We start from the raw sequence: 18,285 nt of genomic DNA, 5'->3' as shown, positions 1-18,285 counted from the left end.
TTGCCCAAGTTGCCGAAGCGCTCGCGCTGGTCCGGGAATGGGGGGAGCAGCCTACCGAAGGTGAAGCACTAGCCGGCCACCCGGCCCTGCCCCCGGTGTTCTCCTGGATTTACACCCCCGATAGTGATCTCGCCCCAGCACTCGAAGCGGGGATTGAACTCTCGGTGGGGGATACCTGGATGATTGAGGCGGTGGCGCGGGCCGCTCAGGCTACCGGCCACACCGCCCGGGTTCACCTGAGCGTGGATAGCGGCATGACCCGCGAGGGCTTCAACCTGGAAGATATCCCCGCGGCCGCACAACTCCTCGCCACACACCAACAGGCCGGGCGCCTCGAAGTCGTTGGCATCTGGAGCCACCTGGCCTGCGCGGATGACCCGGATAGCGATGCCACCACCAGCCAAATCGCCGTTTTCGACGAAGCCCGCCGCCTCGCCACCCGCGCCAGCCTCACCCCGCGCCTGGCCCACCTTTCCGCCTCCAGCGGGGTGCTCTGGCACCCGGGAGCCCGCTACGATATGGTGCGCCCCGGCATTATCCTCTACGGGCTCAGCCCCGAACCGCGCCGCACCCTCGCCTCCGACCTGGGCCTGCGCCCCGCCATGCGCCTGGAATCCGAGCTTCTCACCACCCGCCAGCTTTCCCACCGCGCCGGCGTTTCTTACGGGCACACGGCCGTTGTTGAGGACGGGGCCGTGCTCGGCGTCGTACCGCTCGGATATGCCGATGGGGTTCCGCGGGCGCTGTCCAATAAGGGCTATGTGACGGTCGGGGAGGGGCCGGCCGCTCAGCGCGCGCCCATCACCGGGCGGGTGTGCATGGATCAGTTTGTGGTGCGCCTGGATGGGCCGCTGCCGGCCGGCACCCCCGTGGTGCTCTTCGGCGACCCGGCCCGCGGGGAAGTGAGCGCCGCGCAATGGGCACTGGCCAGCGGCACGATTTCTTATGAGATTATTACCCGCGTGGCCGCCCGGGTCCCGCGCTTGTACGTGAAGTAGGCACCCGCACGCCCTACGCCCGCGCCCGCGAAGCGACGTAGAATAGCACGGTGACTGAGAAGATCCTTATTGAGGACGCCGAGGCGATGCACGCCGTTGGCTGCGCCCTCGGAAAGCTCCTGCGCGGCGGCGACCTCATCATGCTCAACGGGCCGCTGGGCGCCGGAAAAACCACAATGACCCGCGGAATCGCGGAAGGCATGAACGTGGGCGGGCGCGTCACCTCCCCGACGTTCGTGATCGCCAATGTGCACCGCTCGCGGGCCGGCGGCCCCGACCTCGTCCACGTGGACGCCTACCGCCTCACCTCCCTGGAAGAACTGGACGCCCTGGACCTGGATTCCTCCCTGGAAGAATCCGCCACCGTGGTGGAATGGGGCGAAGGCAAAACCGAGGTCCTCACCAATGACCGCCTCGATATTGATATTGAACGGCCCGTCGGCGCCGCGGCCGGCAGCGATGTGCTCGACCTGTACGTCGATTCGCCCCGCACCCTCAGCCTGCGCGCTTCCGGCCCGCGTTCGCGCCAGCTCGCCGCCGACCTGCTCGCCTCGTACCACCAGGAGAATGCTTCATGAATATTTTGACCATTGATACCAGCGACCTATCCGTGGTGGGCCTGGTCCGCGTGGAACATTTTGGGAACGACGGCGCCGCCGGGCAGATCGCCACTCTGGCCCGCGAGGTGTCCCCGGATTCGCGCCACCACGCTGAAACTCTCACCCCGATGGTCAAGGCAGTCCTGGAAGCAGCCGGGGTGGAACGCGCCGATGCCATCGTGGCGGGAACCGGGCCCGGGGCCTTTACCGGGCTGCGTGCCGGCTTGGTGACCGCCCGCACCCTCGCTTTCGCCTGGGATGTGCCCCTCTACGGCGTTTCCTCCCTGGAAGTGCGGGCCCTGGGCACGCTGCGCGAGGGAGCTACCCGCGCGCTCGCGGTTATCGATGCCCGGCGTAAGGAACTGTATGTGCTGAGCGCAGAAGTAGCACCGGCTGCCCAGAGCGCGGCGCGCGGCGAACTCACCGTCACGGATGGCCCCCGCATTATCCGCCCGGCCGAGGTACCTGCGCTGCGCGGCGAACATACCAGCGTCGTCGTATCCCATGGGGATATGTATCCGGAACTGAGCGGGGCGCGCGTGGTGGAATGCGAACCGGAGCTCATGGTGGCGCGCGCGGGCGCGAAGTTGGCGGCGGGCGAGGCGCTCGATACCGAGCCGCAATATTTGCGCCGCCCCGATATCGCGCAGGGCGTGGCCCAGCCGGCGGGCAGCGGTTACCTCGGCAGCTAGGCGCGTGGTGGGGAGTGAGATGCCGCGGCACTGGCGCGATGTGCCGATGCGGCGCGTGGTAGCTGATCCGTCCTGGGCGCGTGACCTGGCCCGTTTCGACGCCGCCCAATTTGGCGCGCGGGAAGCCTGGCCGCGCGGGGCCTGGGAGCAGGCGCTGCGGGCCAGTAGCGAAGCCTACCTGCTCTACACGGTGGAACCTCCGCGGGAAGTGATGGAGCGGGGCGAAGCTGCGGTGTTCCCGGGCACTGCCGCAAATTCGGTAGAGCACGGCGCCACTGCGGCCGTGCCCGGTGCCGCCACACCAAACGCTCCTTCCATTAATGCGCTTGACGATCTTCACCCGCCCATCCTGGCGGCCGGCGGGGTGAGCCTGGGAGTGGAAGCCGAAATCCTCACTCTCGCGGTGGCGCAGGCGGTGCGCGGGCAGGGCCTGGGCGGTGCGCTTCTTGACGACCTCATGACCCTGGCGCGCGACGCGGGCGGGGAAACCATGTTCCTGGAGGTCCGCTCGGACGACCCGATTGCCACCGGACTCTACGCCTCGCGCGGCTTTACCGCGGTGGGGCGGCGCCCTGGCTACTATCACGGGCGCGACGCCACGATTATGCGCTGTTCATTAGCCGCCGCTTCGGCCTAAACTATCCCTTTGCGGGCTCGCGGGAGAATCCGCCGGCACAGCGTAGTGAAAGCGGAAAGGAAACGGGGATGGCGGAATGCAGCGGCGCGAATATGACGGGTAGCGCGGATGCTGTGGATTATGCAAACTTTGAGGTCCACCGGCTGCGCCAGCCCCTCCCGATCTGCCCGGAACTTTTCGGCTTCGCCCCCTCCCCGAATATCAGCGCGTGGGTCGGCCCGCACCTGGCGCTCCTCGGCTGGGGCGAATACGTAGCGGTAGAAAGCGAGGCCCCGGATACTCTCGAACGCGCGGCCGCGCGCTGGGCGCAGCTGAGCGCCGCGGCACGGCGCAGTGGGCAAACCGGGCAAACCGAGCGAAACGGGCACAACGCGCGAACCGCGCGAACCGGGCACAAGAATACGCAGAAGTACGACGACGCAGAGCTGCCCTGCGCCCTCCCGCTCGCCTTCGGATCTTTCGGGTTTCTCCGGGGCGGAATGCTCCTGATCCCGGAAACTCTCCTGGTGATCACCAAGGAAGCCAGTTGGGTGATCGGGGTGGATTGCGGGGAGCTGGCTCGGCGCCTGGACTCCCTGGACGGGGCGGCGGTGTGCGCGGCGGGCCGCGCCGCATTAGCGAGCATTCCCGGCTGCGGGGCCACGCACTCGGAAGGCGGGAGCCTGAGCGAAAGTGAATGGTGCACGGCGGTGGCCACGGTGCGCGATATGCTCCGCGCGGGCCAAGCGGACAAAGTTGTGCTGGCCCGGGATAAAAAACTGCGGGCGCAACGGGATTTCGATCCGCGCCTGCTGTGCGCTCACCTGGCGCGTTCCTATCCGAGCTGCTGGATATACGCGGTGCGCGGCCTGGTGGGCGCCACCCCCGAACTTTTGGTTGGCACCCGGGCGGGGGAGTTTTCCTGCCGGGTGCTCGCGGGAACAGCCACAGCGGATGAGGGGGAGGTGCTCCTCGCCTCGGAAAAAGACCGCCGCGAACATGAGATCGCGGTGGAATCGGTGCGCAGCGCGCTTACTCCCGTGGCGAGCTCGCTGGATATTCCCGAGCAACCGGAGCTGCTCCGGCTCCCGAACGTGTGCCATTTAGCGACCGATGTGCGTGGGCGCAGCGAGCATTCCGCACTGGGCCTGGCCTACGCTTTGCATCCCACCGCGGCGGTGTGCGGCCAGCCCACCGCTCTGGCCCGCGATATTCTCACCGATGTGGAACATATGGACCGCGGGCGGTATGCCGGTCCGGTCGGCTGGGTGGACGCGGCCGGCAACGGCGAATTCGGGATCGCGCTGCGCGGGGGCCACATCACCGGAAACTTCATCACTCTGTACGCGGGAGGCGGGATTATGCCGCAATCTATCCCGGAGGCAGAATTCGCGGAAACCGAAGCGAAAATGCTCCCTATGCTGAGCGCGGTGGCGGAAAGCCGCTAAGCCCCGCACCACGCCGGCGCACTTAGCTCATGCGGTGCTTCGCGCGTGCATCGCGTGAGTTATGCACCTAGGGCAGCACTAATTTCCGCTTGCACCTGCGCATCGCGAGCGCGCAGATCCGGAATATCGGTACGCACCTCAACCACCGACACCCCGCGGATCGGGCGCGCCAGGAGATCATCGAGCTGGTCAAGGCTGCGCACCTCCAGATAATCAGCTCCCATACCGTAGGCAAGGTACTCGATGTCACAGCGCTGCGGCGTCGCAAAATAACGCCCGAAATCCTGCGCGTGCTGCGGCTCGCCGTGCTCCAGGCCAGCGAAAATTGAACCGCCCGCATCGTTGAGGACAATGACTTGCAGATCCACCTCCGGCTCGTGGCTCCCGCGGAGCAAGCCGCCCATATCGTGGAGGAAGGTGAGATCGCCCAGCAGCACCCGCACCGGTTCCCCGGTGGCGGTGGCCAGACCGCGCGCGCAACTGATGGTGCCGTCAATCCCCGCCAGTCCGCGGTTACTGAGAACGCGGAGCGGGCGGGCCGGGGTGCGTGCCGCGCGGTCGAGGATCCGGATAGAAGCCGAAGCCCCCACGAAGAGCAGCGGGGCACTCTCGGGATGCTCGCTGTGACTATCCCAGATAGTGCAGGCAATATGCAGGGGATCGAAAGGTGCGCCGGGGGTGCGGGCGGCTAGGCTGCGCCGTCGGCTTATCATCGTGGCGCTCCGTTCCTCCGCTGCGCGCCACAACGGTGGAATCGTACCCGTAGTTTCAGGTGCGGGCGGCAGTGCCGGTAGCACGGCGCGAACCGTTCCGAAAGGATCGAAATAGTAACCGCTGCGATCAGCCACCGCCACAATATTAATATCGGCGCGTTTGAGGAGCTGGGTGACGGGGCGCGAGAGGGTGGGATGCCCGCACAGGAGCACCTGCTCAATACCCTGCATGTGCGTGAGGTAATAAACATAGTGGCTGAGCGCGGGCCCGTAAGCCGCCGGGCTACTCGGCTCAGCCAGCAGCGGCCAGCCCAGCGCCCCCGCGAGCGCCACGATTCCCGCCCCGCTGCCGGTAGCATCCCCGGCCACAATAACGGTGCCGAGCTCCCGGTCCAGCACTTCCGGCCAGGGCGTGCCCGCCGTACCCATAGGGGCCGGCGCGGCGATCCGGCGGGGCGCGGGCCATACCCGCGGGGGAGCGGGAAGCGCGGCAAGATTGCCATCCAAACAAATATTGAGATGTGCGGGGCCGGGGCGCCCGCCCTCGCCGAGCGCCCGGGCGACCGCGCGCCACACCTGGTTCGCGACCACCGCGCCGTCCTCCCCGAAGGCCGGAATATCCAGCTGGGCGCGCACCACGGTGGCGAACATTCCGGCCTGCTGGGTGGTTTGATTCGCTCCGGTGCCGCGCAGGTAGGCGGGGCGGTCCGCGGTCACGGCGAGGAGGGGGATTCCGGTGGCATCGGCTTCCGCGAGGGCCGGGTGAAGATTGGCGACGGCGGTGCCGGACGTGGTGATCACAGCAACCGGGAGGGGCTCTGCGGCGAGCACCTCACCGCGGGCCAGCCCGAGGGCGAAGAAGCCAGCGCTGCGCTCATCGACTCGCACGTGGGTGGTGATCAGGCCGGCGCGCGCCGCTGCAGCTGCCGCGTAGGTGAGGGGCGCATTGCGCGAACCGGGGCAGATGACCATATGGCGCACCCCGCAACCGATCAGCGCCCCGATAATATCGCGGGCGTGCGTGGCGGTCGGGTCCGCGGGCGCGGCCCGGTCCGGTGCGGCCGGTGCGGTGGCGGCTGACGGTAGCGTGCGCGGGGCCGCGGCGCGGGTTGCGTCGTCGTTCATCATGCTCATGAGTACCACTCCATCATCTCGCTCAGGCGCCGCTGCCAGCGCGCCACCAAATCCGGTGCCGCACTGAGCTGCGAGGTATCCACGGCGGCCCTCCCGCATTCAATCATGCCCGCGCGGGGCAGCTTCGCTTCGCTCGCAATATCGGCGCTCAGGAGCTGAACGGTTGCCAAACCGCAGGCGTAGGGGAGGCGATCCACCGCGGCTGCCGCGGCCAGCCCGGCCGCGATCCCCACCGAGGTCTCCAGGGCGGAAGAAAGCACCACGTCCAATCCGCACTCGCGGGCAACATCGAGCGCGCGCGGGATTCCTCCCAGGGGCGCCACTTTAATAACCGCAATATCGGCAGCTCCCGCGCGAGCCACCGCCAGCGGGTCGCTGGCGCGGCGAATCGATTCATCCGCGGCAATTTTGGGGGCAACCCGGGAGCGCACCCGGGCCAGCTCCGCGATCTTTTTGCAGGGCTGCTCCACGTATTCCAGCCCGGCCAGCCCGCCCGCGCGGGCCGCCGCGTCAAGCTCGGTGATGGCCCGGATAGCGGTATCGGTATCCCAGGCCGCGTTCGCATCCACGCGTACCCTCCCGGCCGGCCCGAGCGCCGCCGCCACCGCGGCCACCCGCTCGCAATCCTCGCGTAGGGTCGAGCGCGGATCGGCAACTTTCACTTTCGCGGTGGTGCAGCCGGCCGCGTCGCGAACCAGCCGGGCTGCATCCGCAGGCGTGGTGACCGGGATCGTCACATTCACGGGGATATGGCTGCGCAGCGGACGCGGAAAGGGCCGGGTGGCCGCCTCGATTCCGGCGCGCAGCCACGGGGCTGATTCCCGCGGGTCATAATCCCAAAACGGAGCTGCCTCACCCCAACCGGCCGGGCCCTCCAGGAGCAGTCCCTCCCGCACGGTAATCCCCCGGAAGCGGCGCTTGAGCGGAATCGAATAGGCGAGCACCCGGGACAGTTCGGGGAAAGGATTGACTAATTCAGTAAGCATGGCCTCGTTGACAAGTACGCGGTACGGCACGCGGGCCCGGGCCGCTAGGCCGTGGCTCCGCGCCGCCGAGAGTGTGAAACAGACCCCATACTAGCGCCTGCCGGCTAAACTGTCCCCCATGAGTATGCTTCCTTCGGTTTCAGATACATTCGATCCCGCGCGCTGGCGCACGGTCCCCGGTTTCGAGTTTGAAGATATTACCTACCATCGTGGTATTTCCCGCGGGGAGGTGGATGGCCGACCCGCGGGCGAGGACCTCCCGGTGGTGCGCATCGCCTTTGACCGCCCCGATGTGCGTAACGCTTTCCGCCCGCTCACCGTGGACGAACTCTATCGGGCATTCGACCACGCGCGCATGAGTTCCGATGTGGCCGCCATTATCCTCACCGGGAACGGTCCCTCCCCGCGCGATGGCGGCTACGCTTTCTGCTCGGGCGGCGACCAGCGGGTGCGCGGGGCAGACGGCTACCAGTACGAAACGGCCGGCGCGGATTCTAGCGCCGGGGTGGCTCAGCGCCGCGCCCAAATCGACCACGCCCAAGCCAGCCGCATGCACGTGCTCGAACTCCAGCGCCTTATCCGCACCACCCCGAAACCGGTGATCGCGGCGCTCACCGGGTGGGTGACCGGCGGCGGGCACTCCCTCATGGTGGTCTGCGATCTGGCGGTCGCCTCCCGCGAACACGCCCGCTTCAAGCAGATCGACGCCAATGTGGGTTCCTTCGACGCCGGATACGGCAGCGCCCTGCTGGCCCGCCAGGCCGGTGACAAGCGCGCTCGCGAGATTTTCTTCCTCGCCCGCGAATACAGCGCGGACCAGGCCGCGGCCTGGGGTGTTATTAACGAAGCGGTGGCGCACGCGCAGGTGGAAGAAACCGCTCTCGAGTACGCGCGTATTATTGCCACGAAATCACCGCAAAGCATCCGTATGCTCAAATTTGCTTTTAATATGGTCGACGACGGTATCGCCGGCCAGCAGGTATTCGCTGGTGAAGCCACCCGTTTGGCCTATATGACGCCGGAAGCCCAGGAAGGCCGGGATGCCTTCCTCGAGCATCGCAGCCCCAATTGGGATCCCTACCCGCGCTACTTCTAAAACAGGCGGGTTGAGGTTCGCGCATGTCCAGTGTTCTGAGCCCGGAGGATATTGAGTTCATTGTTCCTTCCCGGAGCGGTATACGCGCGCTATACGATGCGATAGCGGCGCGGCTGGAAGCACCCGGTAGCCACCGCCCGCTCATGCCGCTGGCTTCTTCGGCGGCCGATGCAGCGGCGGATTCGGCGGTTGATGCGACTACGGCCGCGGATGCAGCGGCCGATGCGGCGGCGGTGGCGGGGCGGATCCGCTGGCGGCCGGATATTGATTTTATTTTGCAAACCTCCGGTTCCACCACGGGGAAGGGGCACCTGGTCGGGCTTTCCGCCCGGGCTTTCCTCGCTTCGGAAGCTGCCACCGCGGAATTCTTCGGGGGCCGGGGCCGCTGGGTGCTGGCCCTCCCCGCGCATCACGTGGCCGGGTTCCAGGTAGTGGCACGCTCCTGCGTGGCCGGTAGCTATCCGGTGGAGCTCCCACCCGGGCTATCGCTACGCGATCATGGCGGCGTGGATATGGTGGATATGCCGGAGGGCGGCTTCCTATCCGTGGTTCCCACCCAGCTCTCCGATATTGTGGAATCCGGCCAGGCGGGCACCACGGCCTTGAGGAACTTGCGTGCCATATTGGTGGGCGGGGCGGCGGCTGCGCCGTCGCTCATCACCCGTGCCCGAGCATTGGGGCTCCCGGTGGTGACCACCTACGGCATGACGGAAACCGCGGGCGGCTGCGTTTATAACGGTATCCCGCTGCCCGGGGTGCAGGTGGCCGCGCCCTCCGGGCGGCTGCAATTATCCGGGCCGATGCTGGCCGCAGGGTATTTGAACGAACCAGAATCTGCGGCTTTTATAACGAGTGGCGGCCGGCGCTGGCACGTGACGAATGATGCCGGGAGCGTTATTGAGGGGAGAGTGCAGGTCGCGGGGCGCCTGGATGACGTGATCATTTCCGGCGGGGTGAAGGTGCATGCCCGGCAGGTCAGCGAGGTGCTGTGCAGTTTCCCGGGGGTGCGGCGCGCGGAAGTTCTTCCGGTGGTGGATGAGCGCTGGGGGCAGATCGTGGGAGTAATTCTGGAAGCAGAGTTCCCTTTCGCGCAGCGCGCGGAGGAGGTACGTGAGTACGTGCGCGTGCGGATGGGGAAGGCCGCCGCGCCGCGCCGGGTGGTGCAAGCAGCTATCCCCATGCTGGCCTCCGGGAAAGTGGATCGCCTGCGCGCGCTGGAGATGCTGCGCACTCCCACATGGGAAAAGTGAGGAGTAAGATTGCCGGGCGTGAGTACAACAGTTTTGGGAATCGAAACCTCGTGTGATGAAACGGGGATCGGGATCGTACGCGACGGCGAGCTGCTGGCGGATGTAACCGCCACGTCTATGGATGAATACGCCCGCTACGGCGGCATTATCCCGGAGATTGCCTCGCGTGCTCACCTCCAGCAAATGGTCCCCACCCTGAACGCGGCCCTGGAGAAGGCCGGCGTGGGGCTGGGCGATTTGGATGCGATTGCGGTAACCGCAGGCCCGGGGCTCATCGGTTCGCTGACCGTTGGGGTTTCCGCGGCGAAATCCCTGGCCTTGGCGCTGGGTATTCCGCTCTACGGCGTTAATCATATTATTGGGCACCTGGCGGTGGATCAGCTGGCCAGCGGGCCCTTCCCGGAGAGCTTTATCGGACTGGTGGTTTCCGGGGGTCATTCCTCGATTCTGCACGTGCGCGATATTGCCGGGGATGTGACGGAGCTGGGCGGCACCCTGGATGATGCCGCCGGTGAAGCCTTCGATAAAGTGGGGCGCCTCCTCGGCCTGCCCTACCCGGGCGGCCCGCATATTGACCGCCTCTCCAGGACCGGCAACCGGGATGCCATTCGCTTCCCGCGCGGCCTGGAAGGCGGGAAAAATAAGGCACGCCACCGCTACGATTTCTCCTTCTCCGGCCTGAAAACCGCTGTGGCCCGCTATATTGAGGGCCTGGAAGAACGCGGCGAAGAAGTCAATGTTCCCGATATTGCCGCCGGATTCACCGAAGCTATTACCGATACCCTCACGGATAAAGCCCTGCGGGCCTGCGAAGATAAGGGCTGTGACACCCTGGTGGTGGGCGGGGGATTCTCCGCGAATTCCCGGCTGCGGGAACTGGCCGCCCAGCGCGGAGCCGAACGCGGGATCAACGTGCGCATCCCAGCGCTGCGCTACTGCACCGATAATGGCGCCATGATTGCTGCCCTCGGGTACAGCGTGGCGGTCAGCGGGCGGGCGCCGTCGCCCCTCGATATAACGGTGGACACGAATATGCCCCTCGATCTGGTAGCGTTCTAGCGCCTACCACCCTTCGCGTTCGGCGACGATAGCGCGGTGCTCGCCGAGGATCCGGGTGAGGATCACGGTGGCGGCGCCGTCCCCGGCGTTCTTGTGCAACTTGAGTTGTTTGCGGAAGAGCGCCGGGTCAATATCGGTTCCGCGTTTTTTGATTTCGGCCCGCACGACGCCGCGTTTGCGCAGCTCGGCAGCCACGGTTTTGGCGTGCAGCGGGAGCACATCCAGTATTTTGAAACGGGCGAGGAGCGGGGAGGCGACGGCGTCGCCGCTTAAATACGCCAGCCCGGGCGAAATCGGAGCCAAATCAAAATCGCTACACACCTGGTCGAGGCCGCCCGCGCGCATAAGCGCCGGATCCGGTTCGTACAGGTACGCATCCAGGGGCCGGGCCGGCAGGGAAGCGGCGGACTGGCTCGGATCCCCGCGCCAGGTGCGATAGTAGCCGACCAAGTTCCCGGTGGCGGAAGTGGCGGCGTCGTCGCCCTCCTCGCGCCGGGGCTTTTCGGTGAGGATCGTGGCGCCGCGCCCCGGATCGCGCGTCCCAAACCACGCCACCGCCTCCACGAGGTCCCCGTCCACGCTCACCCAATCGACGAAGGCATCGGCGGGCAAATCCGCCCAGCGAATCCCGGGCCCGAGCTTAATCCCGGTCACCCGGAATTCGCGCGCCAGCGCAATGGCATCGCTGAGCGCCGGCTGCCAGTGCTCGGGATGCGAAATCCGCTTGCCCCGCGCATCGCGCCGCGCCGGGTCGAGCCACAGCCCCTCGCGGCTCTCATAGCTACCGAGCAGGGCGTATCCGTCTGTTGGTACGACGGCGCAACCGGCATTAGCCTGCGCGAAATGAGCGGTAACCGGGTCACGCTCCACTCCCAGGGCGGTCAGGCCGGCGTCGGTGAAGGCCTGGGAATCCGCCCCGATCCCGCAGCCGAAATCGAGCACTTCGCGCACGCCGGCACGTTGGAAGACCGAGGCGTGCTGGCGGGCCACGCTGGCGCGGGTGGATTGCTGGAGGCCGGCGTCGGTGAAGAACATGCGGGTGGCGCGCTCGCCGAATTTGGCGCGGGCGGCATCGCGCAGGCGGGTCTGGGTGAGCAGAGCGGAGCTTTGCTCGGGGGTGAGGCCGCGTTCGCGCAGTTCGGTGGAGAGTTTGAAAGCATCGGCCACGTTATGGGCCGGCATGGTGGCGAGGAGGGCTTGCCCGGCGGGGGAGGTGAGCCAGTGGGCGACGTCGAGCTGTTCCACGCTTCCAAGCCTAGCGTGCCCGGGCGGGCGGGGCCTAACGCGTCTGGGGGAGTGCCTGGCGCGAGCTGCCCGCGCCTGGCACACTATGTGATATGGCTAATATTCCGACATTGACATTGAACGACGGGCACACCATCCCGCAGCTCGGCTTCGGCGTTTTCCTGGTGGAGCCGCAGGAGGCAGAGCGCGTGGTGAGCGAGGCGCTGGCCACCGGCTATCGGCATATTGACACCGCAGCCATTTACGGCAACGAAGCCGAGGTGGGGCGCGCGATTGCGGCCTCCGGTATCCCGCGCGAGGAACTTTTTATCACCACGAAACTGTGGAATGACCGGCAGGCCGATGCCCCGGCCGCGCTGGCGCAATCCCTGGAGAAACTGGGGCTTGATTACGTGGATCTGTATCTCATTCACTGGCCGGCACCGCAGCAGGGGCTGTACGGGGAGGCGTGGAAGGACCTGGTGAGCTTCCGGGAGGCCGGGTTGGTCCGTTCGGTGGGTGTATCCAATTTCCAACCTGCGCATCTCAATCGCATCGTGGCTGATGGCGGCGTCGTACCGGCCGTGAACCAAGTTGAGCTGCACCCGCGTTTCCAGCAACGCGAAGTTTCCCAGTATTGCGCCGCGCGCGATATCAAGATCGAGGCGTGGGGGCCGCTGGGGCAGTCTAAGTACGGGCTTGATGAACTGGAGCCGATTGCGGCCGCGGCCCGCGCGCACGGGAAAACCGCCGCGCAGGTCACGTTGCGCTGGCATCTGCAAAGCGGGCATATTGTTTTCCCGAAAACCACGCACCGGGCGCGTATGGAGGAGAATATCGACCTCTTCGATTTCGAGCTCAGCGCCGCGGAAATGCAGGCGATTGCCGGGCTGGATGCCGGGGAAGCCGGGCGGGTGAGCTCCCATCCCGATGAGGTGAACTAGGCGCGCGAAACGGCGCGAGCGTGGGTGTGGCGCGGTAGGTGTGAGTGCCCGGAGCCCTGCGGACGAGCGCGCGCCGTGCGAGAAACTTCGCTTTTCGCAAATCCTTAGCACTCACCTTGACTGAGTGCTAAGTGCGGCTTACCTTTAATAGCGGACGTAGTTCATGCTACGGCTTGTGCTTAGTGCGGGCCCGGCCCCCGCGACGGCGGGTCCCGGTTCTGAGCGCGTTTGTAGTGCACGAGTTGAGAAGTAAGGAGGAGCCGCATGTCGGTCTCCATTAAGCCGCTTGAGGATCGCGTTGTTATCCGTCAAGCTGAAGCAGAAACGACCACCGCTTCCGGTCTGATCGTTCCCGATACCGCTTCGGAAAAGCCCCAGGAGGGCACCGTTCTGGCGGTGGGCCCGGGCCGTATTGATGACAAGGGCAACCGCGTTCCCATGGATGTCAAAGTGGGGGATGTTGTGGTGTACTCCCGCTACGGTGGCACCGAAGTCAAGTACGGCGGGGATGAATTCATCATCCTCTCCGCGCGTGACGTGCTCGCCGTGGTGGAAAAGTAACATCACCTAGGCAGCGCTAGATAGCGCTAGGCAGCGCCGTTTTTGCGGTAGCTAGTAGCGCCGCGATTCGGCGGCAGCGTAGTACGTGGTGGGGCTGGCTCGTTTGGGCCGGCCCCACCACGTTTTTGCATAACCTTGCGTTCGGCGGCTCTGCCACAACCCGGTGCGCCACCTCTGGTTACAGGCATTTCCACAGATCGTGATCGCCATCGGGAACAGGTCTCATACCCAGGGGAAGACTGAAAACTGGGCGGTACCAATAACCTACTGTCTTGAAACGATGCTTTTCTACCGACGAACGTCAGTGTGAAATACCGACAAATGACGGTGTTGTGGTACTAGAAATAACTGGTTAACTGGAGGCGTATCTGAATGGAGATCTCCGCCCGCGTTTCCGGGCTGGGCAATTCGCCACCAAAGACGGTGGTGCAACGAAAGGAATACAGGGAATGAACGAGGGCGAATGTACGGATCGATTTCAGGAATTTGGGAAGCTATTTTCGACAAGCGCGCGTTCGTTGAAATCGGAGAAGAGGGTGCTAGTTTCCTTGAGGTGCTTCTCGGTTTAGAGGGTGTTGTAGCCGAATGCTTCGGCTAAAAGGACAACCATGGTTCGTGTTTCTCCGGATCCGGATTGGACGCCGGTGCCTTTCCGCCAGTCGTGGAGCGGTCACCTCATCGTTGGCACGCTGACCGCAATAGGTATTGTGATTGCGCTGGCGCTGAGCCGGTTGTTCCTCCCTCATCAGGTGAATTTTTTCGCACTGCTGCTCATCGTGGTGCTGAGCACCGTGGCTGTTGAATTCCTTTCGACCATCCCTCACCTGTGGCAACAGCAAAGGTATCATCATCCCCACCCGGGAGGATGGCTTCCTCCGCTGAGCCGGATTGCGTTCTTCGCAGGGGTCTATTTTCTTGTCACGCTGGCACTGACGTGGAACTCCCGGCAGGCACTCATCTGTGGTGGCCTGGCTACCGCGGTCGCGATCATTGAGGTGATCGGGATACGGCAGTGGAAATCCGGCTTGACCATAGCAGAGGAGAGAGAAGCCACCCTGAAAGCCAAGAAAGCGCTTCAAGAACTCATTATAGAAACCCGCATAGAGCGGCGGGAGATAGCTCGGCGCAGAGCGGCCGAGCGCCACAAGCGGCTCGGCTTACCGGAGGACACCAGTCCGATTATTACGGTCAAGCCGGGCGGCTTCGAATTCCGGCCGCATCGCGTGAACTTTATTGCGCCGCGCGCCGAGCCCGACGGCGCGGAGCAGCCTGATGCGCACTCAGATCCACATTCTCAAGAGGACCGAGGTTAGCTCGGCAGTTAATTGCGGCGTAGCTGGGCTCCCAGCTCTTCGGTGGCGCTTGTGCTTCACAGGTAGAATTGAGGACTGAATTGCTTGGGATTGAGGAAGTGAAAGAACAGTGCTTCAGCTAGTTGAATATGCGTTAGTCGGTTTGGAGCTCATCGTCGCCTTGCTCAGCGTTATTTTCGCGGTTATGAGCCTGATGGGGCACTCCGACATGATTTACTTGGCCATGTTATGTTTAGGGATCTATGCAGTCGCATCTGTGATCACTAAGGGAATCGAGCATTTGGGTAAGAATAAGTAATCTGGTACGGGGATATTTAGCAAGCACGCGGCGGCAAGGCAGAACGACAGAGGAAAACTGTCTGTCGCGCACACTTTGTTTCCCGGCTGAAATGAAGGAAGGGGAGGGCCCGGAAATTCCGGGGCCTCCCCTTTCGCTTGCCCGGGGCGGGATACTGGCCGGTGGGCCAGGATCCCGCGGGCGTTACTTGTTAGCGGGTTGCAAACAGTGCTGTGTTAGCGGCGGACGATGGGGGTATCAACACCATCCCCGTCCCAGTCACCAACCAGCATCTGGTCACCAGCCCGGCCATAATGCAAGGTGATATCAGCGTTCCCGCTCTTGAGCGAGTTCGCCACAAACACCTGGTTACCACGGCGGACCGCGAAGGTATCCTTACCATCGCCATCCCAATCACCAACGAAGATCTGGTCACCGGCCTTGCCGTAGGAGAAGGACGTTTCAGCCTTGCCGCCCGCGAGGGTGTTATTCACGAAGAACACATTCCCACGCTGGAGAGCGAAGCTGGACTTGCCATCCCCGTCGAAATCACCGGAGAGCAACACATCACCGTCGCGCCCGAAGCTGAATACCTGGTCGGCATCCCCCGAACGGATCGAGTTGAGGACGAATACCTGGTTGCCGCGGCGTACCGCGAAGGTATCCCTACCGTCGCCATCCCAGTCACCAACCACGATGGTGTCATCAGCGCGCCCGAAGGAAATCACTTCATCGGCCACTCCACCGGTGAGGCTGTTCTGAATGAAGATCTGGTTACCGCGGCGGACAGCCAAGGTTTGCTGACCATCACCATTCCAGTCCCCGGCCAGGACTTCGTCACCGGCTCGCCCGTAGGAAAAAGCGGGTTGGGTTGCTATGGAGTCCCAATCGTTGGATAGATAGAACGTATTGCCGGTGTTACCCGGCTTCGCCGGAACGTTAGTTGTGCTCGGGGTAGGCGCCGGTGTCGGATCTGGGGCCACCGTAGGAGTTGGCTGCACTGTCGGATCCGGTTTTTCAGTAGGCGCTGGCTTTACTGTTGGCGTCGGCTCGGCCGTAGGCGTCGGCTCGGTCGTTGGCGTCGGCTTCACCGGGGGAGTGGGCGTGGCCGTGGGAACGGGCTGTGGCGAAGGGGCCGGTTTCTCGGTGGGCGTCGTCGTTACTGAAGGAGTGGGTTTTGGATCTTGCTGCGCAATACCTGCCGATTGCTCAAGGCCGGCCAAGGTAAATTTCGCTTGCTTGATATACGCAAGATCGGTGCGCACATCGTACCCGCGCCCGGCCGTTCCCTTCCAGGAATGCGAGAAGTCCTTATCCCAGTGGCCATACGAGTGCATGATGAACGTGCCATCGGGCAGTGCGGTGATACCCGTATACCCGGTATCCCCGCCGTAACGATTATTCGACCAGTCCCGCTCCAGCAGGATGCGATACTGGCCCGGGCGCTGGTGCATCAAATCATCGAAGGTGCCGACCCAGGCCACCCAGTTCCCGGCCTTCCAATCACTGGCACCATCGTGGCGGCCATTGCCATTGAGGTCATAGCGGATTTCCCGCATGGGAACCACCACCCGGCCAGAGACGGGATCATAGGCCGGCTTATGCCGCTCGCCGGCAAGGGAACCGGGAAGCTCCACCGGCTTCGACCAGGTCTTGCCTTCATCCTTGGACACGATCATCGTGGGCAGATGTGCATGGGACTGGCTGCGCGCCAAACCAACAATCTGCTTGCCATCCGGAGAACGGAACATCCCGATCTCACACATTTGATGGGACTTTTCGATATCGCGGTGTTCGGCCAGGTAGGGAACCGGATCAGACCACTTCTCCACGCCGTCCTCGAAAGTGAGGTAGGTCTTGTAATTGACGAAATCGTAATCGTGATAGACACCCATCCATTTTTGGATTGGCTGGCCGGCGTCGTCGCGCAATTGCACCAGGGAAGCCATGGCAACAATCGCGGCATTATCCTTCCCATCATGCTGACGCACCGGGTGGAAATTGGTGTACTCGCTCCACGTCTCGCCATTGTCATCCGAATAGGAGGTATTCCACCCGTAACGGTGGCCGGCATTATCAACACCCCACCCCGGATTAGCGGTGATAAGCATGAGACGCTCCGCGCCATCCTCCCGGATGAGGGAATACAGGGTAGGAGTTTCCTGCGAACCCGTCCACGACTTCGGGGTATCGGTCTTTTCCGTCCACGTTTTCCCCTGATCATCCGAGATCATCATGACCAGCGGGCCCTTGCCGTGCCCGGCCGGGAACGCGGAAATCAGCCGCCCGGTTTTTGTTTGCACCAGATCGGGTTGCCCCAAATACTGGCGATTTCCACCCGGCTGGCGCATCACCGTGCTGATATTGGCATCATCGAGCTTGTATTCCGGGATCGTATTGCGTAGGGGGAGCTGGGGCTGGGCGGGTTCGTTTTTGCCGGGCTCGCCCTTGCCGGGGGTATCTTGACCGGGCTGACCGGGCTGACCGGGCTGGCCGGGAGTCGGCTTTCCCTGGTCCGGATTGCCTTGCGCGGAATCCTGCGGCCGTTCCTTATCGTAGAGAGCTTTCACCTCAGCAGCGCTCAGCGCGGAGTTGTAGACGGCCAGTTCGTCAATGGCACCGGTGAAACCAGTTCCACCAATAACATCCGCGGGGATGAGCACGCGATGGTTCTTCGTCCAGGAATTCTTATCAACAGCCTGGCCATTGACGTACATCGTCATCCCAGCGGTTTTCGATTGCGTCCACGCAAGGTGATACCAGGTACCACCGGAAAAATCGTATTTGAAGGTCAGCACATCGCCGCGGCCCTTACCTACATGGAATCCAGCCTGGCGGTTCGCAGCCAATTTTAGATCGAAAGAAAAATCCTTCTTGTTATCCATGAGCACCGAGGTGCGCTCCCGGGGTGCTGCATCCGAGCGCACCCAATAGCTCACCGACCACGGGTCATTTTCAGAAATCGATATCGGCTGGGAAAAGCTGAGGCCGTGGCCATTCTCCACCCGCAAGGCAGTGCCGGATACGCCATCCACCAGCGGCGCCTGTGCCTGATCTGGATTGCGCTGCCCCGCGGAATCCGCGAGATCCGTATCGAAGGTGTACTTATGAATGGGGGTAGCTGCCTGTGATGCGTGGGCGATGAGGGTACCGCCGCCCGGCAAGGTAAGGAGTAACGCACCGGCAACAGATATAAATTGGTATAAACGTTTCACCACTATTCGCTTTCGATGAATTTGACAGTTCTGAGCACGGAGCTTCCGCGACATTGCTTCCGCTGCAACCCAGGCCAGGGGTTGCCGTGCTCGTGTACAAGATCACCGGTTCTTGTTCTGAACATACTAGGAGCGTGGCCGGGCGGGAGTAAGTGCCTTT

General features: G+C 64.1%; 16 protein-coding genes. 12 read left to right on the top strand and 4 right to left on the bottom strand.

The features are described from left to right. The 5 genes from alr to AC5RK6_RS06915 form a co-directional block, all read left to right on the top strand. Positions 1-998 (top strand): alanine racemase (alr, locus tag AC5RK6_RS06935; RefSeq protein ID WP_493925720.1); only part of this gene is annotated, 998 nt, incomplete at its 5' end. A 50-nt stretch (positions 999-1,048) separates the two neighbouring features. After that, the gene (gene tsaE / locus AC5RK6_RS06930) at positions 1,049-1,576 is read left to right on the top strand and encodes a tRNA (adenosine(37)-N6)-threonylcarbamoyltransferase complex ATPase subunit type 1 TsaE (protein ID WP_257960033.1); all 528 of its coding nucleotides are present in this window, start codon (positions 1,049-1,051) and stop codon (positions 1,574-1,576) included. Further along, entirely contained in the window at positions 1,573-2,289 is a 717-nt protein-coding gene (tsaB, locus tag AC5RK6_RS06925) for a tRNA (adenosine(37)-N6)-threonylcarbamoyltransferase complex dimerization subunit type 1 TsaB (protein WP_087070548.1), read from the top strand. Before tsaE ends, tsaB begins: the two co-directional genes overlap by 4 nt. 19 nt (positions 2,290-2,308) lie before the next feature. Then, positions 2,309-2,926, top strand: coding sequence for a GNAT family N-acetyltransferase (locus AC5RK6_RS06920; protein ID WP_087070549.1), 618 nt, complete (start codon positions 2,309-2,311; stop codon positions 2,924-2,926). A 68-nt stretch (positions 2,927-2,994) separates the two neighbouring features. Next, entirely contained in the window at positions 2,995-4,353 is a 1,359-nt protein-coding gene (locus tag AC5RK6_RS06915) for an isochorismate synthase (RefSeq protein WP_087070550.1), read from the top strand. Positions 4,354-4,412: 59 nt separating this feature from the next. Here the strand turns inward: AC5RK6_RS06915 and menD are convergent, their stop codons facing one another. Beyond that, positions 4,413-6,200 carry a 2-succinyl-5-enolpyruvyl-6-hydroxy-3-cyclohexene-1-carboxylic-acid synthase gene (gene menD / locus AC5RK6_RS06910; protein WP_244899289.1) on the bottom strand — a complete coding sequence of 596 codons (1,788 nt, stop codon included), beginning with the start codon at positions 6,198-6,200 and terminating at the stop codon, positions 4,413-4,415. Continuing rightward, positions 6,197-7,186 (bottom strand): o-succinylbenzoate synthase, encoded by a 990-nt coding sequence (locus AC5RK6_RS06905; protein WP_101595421.1) that lies wholly within the window; start codon positions 7,184-7,186, stop codon positions 6,197-6,199. Before AC5RK6_RS06905 ends, menD begins: the two co-directional genes overlap by 4 nt. A gap of 118 nt (positions 7,187-7,304) precedes the next feature. On the opposite strand from AC5RK6_RS06905, the gene AC5RK6_RS06900 reads away from it, so the two are divergent. The 3 genes from AC5RK6_RS06900 to tsaD are packed head-to-tail and all read left to right on the top strand — an operon-like array spanning position 7,305 to position 10,591. Continuing rightward, entirely contained in the window at positions 7,305-8,282 is a 978-nt protein-coding gene (locus tag AC5RK6_RS06900) for a 1,4-dihydroxy-2-naphthoyl-CoA synthase (protein WP_087070552.1), read from the top strand. A gap of 23 nt (positions 8,283-8,305) precedes the next feature. Continuing rightward, positions 8,306-9,532 (top strand): AMP-binding protein, encoded by a 1,227-nt coding sequence (locus AC5RK6_RS06895; protein WP_087070553.1) that lies wholly within the window; start codon positions 8,306-8,308, stop codon positions 9,530-9,532. Between the two features lie 18 nt (positions 9,533-9,550). After that, positions 9,551-10,591, top strand: coding sequence for a tRNA (adenosine(37)-N6)-threonylcarbamoyltransferase complex transferase subunit TsaD (gene tsaD / locus AC5RK6_RS06890; RefSeq protein ID WP_087071178.1), 1,041 nt, complete (start codon positions 9,551-9,553; stop codon positions 10,589-10,591). A gap of 3 nt (positions 10,592-10,594) precedes the next feature. Here the strand turns inward: tsaD and AC5RK6_RS06885 are convergent, their stop codons facing one another. After that, positions 10,595-11,836: a class I SAM-dependent methyltransferase gene (locus AC5RK6_RS06885; RefSeq protein ID WP_087070554.1), complete on the bottom strand. Its 1,242-nt coding sequence runs from the start codon at positions 11,834-11,836 to the stop codon at positions 10,595-10,597. Positions 11,837-11,928: 92 nt separating this feature from the next. On the opposite strand from AC5RK6_RS06885, the gene AC5RK6_RS06880 reads away from it, so the two are divergent. The 4 genes from AC5RK6_RS06880 to AC5RK6_RS06865 all read left to right on the top strand — a co-directional run bounded on the left by AC5RK6_RS06880 (position 11,929) and on the right by AC5RK6_RS06865 (position 14,633). Continuing rightward, positions 11,929-12,759 carry an aldo/keto reductase gene (locus tag AC5RK6_RS06880; RefSeq protein WP_087070555.1) on the top strand — a complete coding sequence of 277 codons (831 nt, stop codon included), beginning with the start codon at positions 11,929-11,931 and terminating at the stop codon, positions 12,757-12,759. A 264-nt stretch (positions 12,760-13,023) separates the two neighbouring features. Further along, positions 13,024-13,320 (top strand): co-chaperone GroES, encoded by a 297-nt coding sequence (groES, locus tag AC5RK6_RS06875; RefSeq protein ID WP_016443059.1) that lies wholly within the window; start codon positions 13,024-13,026, stop codon positions 13,318-13,320. A gap of 463 nt (positions 13,321-13,783) precedes the next feature. Then, positions 13,784-13,918 (top strand): hypothetical protein, encoded by a 135-nt coding sequence (locus AC5RK6_RS06870; RefSeq protein WP_257960031.1) that lies wholly within the window; start codon positions 13,784-13,786, stop codon positions 13,916-13,918. 10 nt (positions 13,919-13,928) lie between these two features. After that, positions 13,929-14,633 (top strand): hypothetical protein, encoded by a 705-nt coding sequence (locus tag AC5RK6_RS06865; protein ID WP_143231862.1) that lies wholly within the window; start codon positions 13,929-13,931, stop codon positions 14,631-14,633. 513 nt (positions 14,634-15,146) lie between these two features. On the opposite strand, the gene AC5RK6_RS06860 is transcribed toward AC5RK6_RS06865, so the two are convergent. Next, the gene (locus AC5RK6_RS06860) at positions 15,147-18,128 is read right to left on the bottom strand and encodes a LamG-like jellyroll fold domain-containing protein (protein ID WP_159455008.1); all 2,982 of its coding nucleotides are present in this window, start codon (positions 18,126-18,128) and stop codon (positions 15,147-15,149) included. Between the last annotated feature and the right edge of the window lie 157 nt (positions 18,129-18,285).

The organism is Actinotignum sp. usb-actsch-213 (assembly GCF_059085665.1).
The sequence above is the reverse complement of the archived record's forward strand: the minus strand, read 5'-3'. Positions and strand labels throughout refer to the sequence as shown.

Excerpts from the sequence above, each read along its gene's own strand:
- tsaB (WP_087070548.1), top strand. The coding sequence starts at position 1,573 with ATGAATATTTTGACCATTGATACCAGCGACCTATCCGTGGTGGGCCTG.
- AC5RK6_RS06920 (WP_087070549.1), top strand. The coding sequence starts at position 2,309 with ATGCCGCGGCACTGGCGCGATGTGCCGATGCGGCGCGTGGTAGCTGAT.
- AC5RK6_RS06915 (WP_087070550.1), top strand. The coding sequence starts at position 2,995 with ATGGCGGAATGCAGCGGCGCGAATATGACGGGTAGCGCGGATGCTGTG.
- menD (WP_244899289.1), bottom strand. The coding sequence starts at position 6,200 with ATGAGCATGATGAACGACGACGCAACCCGCGCCGCGGCCCCGCGCACG.
- AC5RK6_RS06905 (WP_101595421.1), bottom strand. The coding sequence starts at position 7,186 with ATGCTTACTGAATTAGTCAATCCTTTCCCCGAACTGTCCCGGGTGCTC.
- AC5RK6_RS06900 (WP_087070552.1), top strand. The coding sequence starts at position 7,305 with ATGAGTATGCTTCCTTCGGTTTCAGATACATTCGATCCCGCGCGCTGG.
- AC5RK6_RS06895 (WP_087070553.1), top strand. The coding sequence starts at position 8,306 with ATGTCCAGTGTTCTGAGCCCGGAGGATATTGAGTTCATTGTTCCTTCC.
- AC5RK6_RS06880 (WP_087070555.1), top strand. The coding sequence starts at position 11,929 with ATGGCTAATATTCCGACATTGACATTGAACGACGGGCACACCATCCCG.
- groES (WP_016443059.1), top strand. The coding sequence starts at position 13,024 with ATGTCGGTCTCCATTAAGCCGCTTGAGGATCGCGTTGTTATCCGTCAA.
- AC5RK6_RS06870 (WP_257960031.1), top strand. The coding sequence starts at position 13,784 with ATGTACGGATCGATTTCAGGAATTTGGGAAGCTATTTTCGACAAGCGC.
- AC5RK6_RS06865 (WP_143231862.1), top strand. The coding sequence starts at position 13,929 with ATGGTTCGTGTTTCTCCGGATCCGGATTGGACGCCGGTGCCTTTCCGC.